At 68.5% G+C, this 2,692-nt stretch carries 3 protein-coding genes; 2 read left to right on the forward strand and 1 reads right to left on the reverse strand.

What is annotated here, in order from left to right; translation table 11 throughout:
* Together purM and purN are read left to right on the forward strand one after the other, a co-directional pair.
* The coding region (gene purM, locus ACRCSW_RS13865) for a phosphoribosylformylglycinamidine cyclo-ligase (protein ID WP_438705968.1) at nt 1-755 on the forward strand (755 nt) is incomplete at its 5' end.
* A complete protein-coding gene (gene purN, locus ACRCSW_RS13870; protein WP_438705970.1) occupies nt 752-1,339 on the forward strand; it encodes a phosphoribosylglycinamide formyltransferase in 588 nt (195 codons plus the stop codon). The genes purM and purN, both read left to right, overlap by 4 nt.
* On the opposite strand, the gene ACRCSW_RS13875 is transcribed toward purN, so the two are convergent.
* Nucleotides 1,336-2,505: an MFS transporter gene (locus ACRCSW_RS13875; protein ID WP_438705972.1), complete on the reverse strand. Its 1,170-nt coding sequence runs from the start codon at nt 2,503-2,505 to the stop codon at nt 1,336-1,338. The genes purN and ACRCSW_RS13875 overlap by 4 nt on opposite strands.
* Nucleotides 2,506-2,692: the final 187 nt, after the last annotated feature.

The raw sequence follows: 2,692 nt of genomic DNA on the forward strand, positions 1-2,692 counted from the left end.
TCTGCCAGGGCGCCGAGCCCTTGTTCTTCCTCGACTATTTCGCCACCGGCAAGCTAGAGGTCGAACAGGCTGCGCGCATCATCACCGGCATCGCCAAGGGCTGTGCCGATTCCGGCTGCGCCCTCATCGGCGGCGAGACGGCCGAGATGCCCGGCATGTACCACAAGGGCGATTTCGACCTAGCAGGCTTCGCCGTCGGCGCGATGGAGCGTGGCACCGAACTTCCCGCAGGCGTCCAGGAGGGCGATATCCTCCTCGGCCTCGCCTCGAACGGCGTCCATTCCAACGGCTACAGCTTCGTCCGCAAGGTGGTCGAGCTTTCCGGCCTTGCCTGGGACGCCCCCTCGCCCTTCTCCGAAGGAACCCTGGGCGAAGCCCTCCTCACCCCCACGCGCCTCTACGTAAAGCAGGCCCTCGCAGCCATCCGCGCCGGAGGAGTCCACGGCCTTGCCCACATCACCGGGGGCGGCCTGACCGAGAACCCCCCGCGCGTCCTTCCCGAAGGCCTCGCCTGCGAGCTCGACCTCTCCTCCTGGCAACTCCCCCCGGTCTTCCGCTGGCTCGCCACCACCGCGAACATGGCCGAGGCCGAGCTTCTGAAGACCTTCAACTGCGGCATCGGCATGATCCTTGTCGTGGCCAACGACCGGGCAGACGACCTAACCACACTCCTGACCCAAGAGGGCGAAACCGTCACCCGCCTCGGCCGCGTCGTCGAAGGGCAGGGGGTCATCTACCGGGGCCGCCTTCTGTGAAGCACGTCGCCATCCTGATTTCCGGGGGTGGCTCCAACATGCTGGCACTGGTCAACTCGATGACCGGCGACCACCCCGCGCGCCCGGTCCTGATCGCCTCGAACGACCCTGCCGCCGGAGGCCTCGCAAAGGCCAAGGCCCTCGACATCCCCACCGCCGCCGTCGACCACCGCCCCTTCGGCAAGGACCGCCAAGCCTTCGAAGCCGAACTCCTCCACCACATCGAGGCCGCCAACCCCGACATCCTCTGCCTCGCAGGCTTCATGCGCATCCTGACCCCCGGCTTCATCCAGCGCTTCCAGGGCCGGTTGCTGAACATCCACCCCTCGCTTCTGCCGAAATACCCCGGCCTCCACACCCACACCCGCGCCCTGGCCGCAGGCGACACCGAAGCAGGCTGCACTGTCCACGAAGTCACCGCCGACCTCGACGCAGGCCCCATCCTCGGCCAGGCCCGCGTCCCCGTCCTGCCCGGCGACACCGAAGATACGCTAGCCGCGCGGGTCCTGCACGAAGAACACCGCCTCTACCCCGCCGTCCTCCGCCGCTTCGCCGCAGGCGACCGGACGCCGGTCTTCCTCTAGCGCCGCGGCACAAGCGTCAGCGCCAGCATCGCCGCCAGCGCCACCCCGAACGCCACGCCGATCGTCAGCCCGGCCCCGAGGCTCACCAGCGCCACCGACAAGGCAAACGGCGCCAGCGCGCTGGATGCAAGCCGCAGACCCGCCAGCACCCCCAGCCGAGCCGCATAGCCCTCGGCCCCGAACAGCGCCAAAGGCGCAACCCCGCGCACGATGCTGGTCAGGCCGCTCGCAAGGCCAAAGACCACCGCAAAGATCATCGCCCCCGCAAGGCCGGTCGGCATAACGATCAGAAGACCCAGCGACAACACCAAAAGGCCCACCGACAAAAGCGCCATGGTCATCGGATGCCGCCGCACACCGAAGAGAAGGTCGATCACCCGCACGCCGACCTGCGCGGGGCCCAGCAGCGCGCCTGCAGCCACCGCGGCCGTGGCACTTAGCCCCGTGGCCTGCAGGACCAGCACCCATTGCACCGTCAGTGCCGAGAACACGACCCCGGCGAGCGAAAAGCCGACCGCAAGCCACAGCATCGCCTTGCCCTGGCGCTCCGGGGCCAGAAGGGCCTCGGTCGCGGGCGCGGTGGCTGTCGTGCCGTCCCCGGTCAACTGCCGCCGAAGCGTCAGGTGCAGGGGCAGGCAGACGAAGAGATGGAGGCCCGCAAAGACCAGATAGGTCTCACGCCAGCCAAGACCCTCGCCCAAAGCATGGGTCACCGGCCAGAAGACGGTCGAAGCAAAGCCCCCGATCAGCGTCATCAGCGTGATCGCCCGCCGCGCCCCCGCCGCCCCCGCGGTTTGCGCCAGCGCCGCGAAGGCTGCGTCGTAGAGGACCAGCGCCGACACCATCTCGACCAGCACCAGTGCGGCGACCAGCGTCACGGCCCCCGTGCTTTGCGACAGGGCCGCCAGCGCCAGCGCTGCCCCCACCGACCCCAGCGCCATCACCGGCCCTGCGCCATGCCGGTCAATCGCCCGCCCCGCCAGTGGCGCCACCGCACCGCCCGCCAGCAACGCCAGAGAAAATGCCCCGAAAGCAAAGGGCATCGACACACCAACCTCTGCCACCAACTGCTCGGCTAGCACGGCGAAAGCATAATAAAGCGTGCCGTAACCCACGATCTGCGTGACCCCGAGGGCAAGGACGGTTCGGGCAACAGGCGTCAGCATCACGTTCAGGCAACCTTCAGGCAGTGAAATCCGGCGACCCTAGGGGGTGGGGTGTAACCGCACCGTGACAGGGCCGCCGCCGATCCGCCAGTTTCGCCTTCCCTTTCGCTGCTCTGCCGCGTAATTCTGACGGACCTGCGGGATGACCCCGCGCCAACCGGAAAGGCGCCCGATGCGCACGATTACC

This window comes from Tabrizicola sp., assembly GCF_051645465.1.
Lineage (GTDB): Bacteria > Pseudomonadota > Alphaproteobacteria > Rhodobacterales > Rhodobacteraceae > Tabrizicola.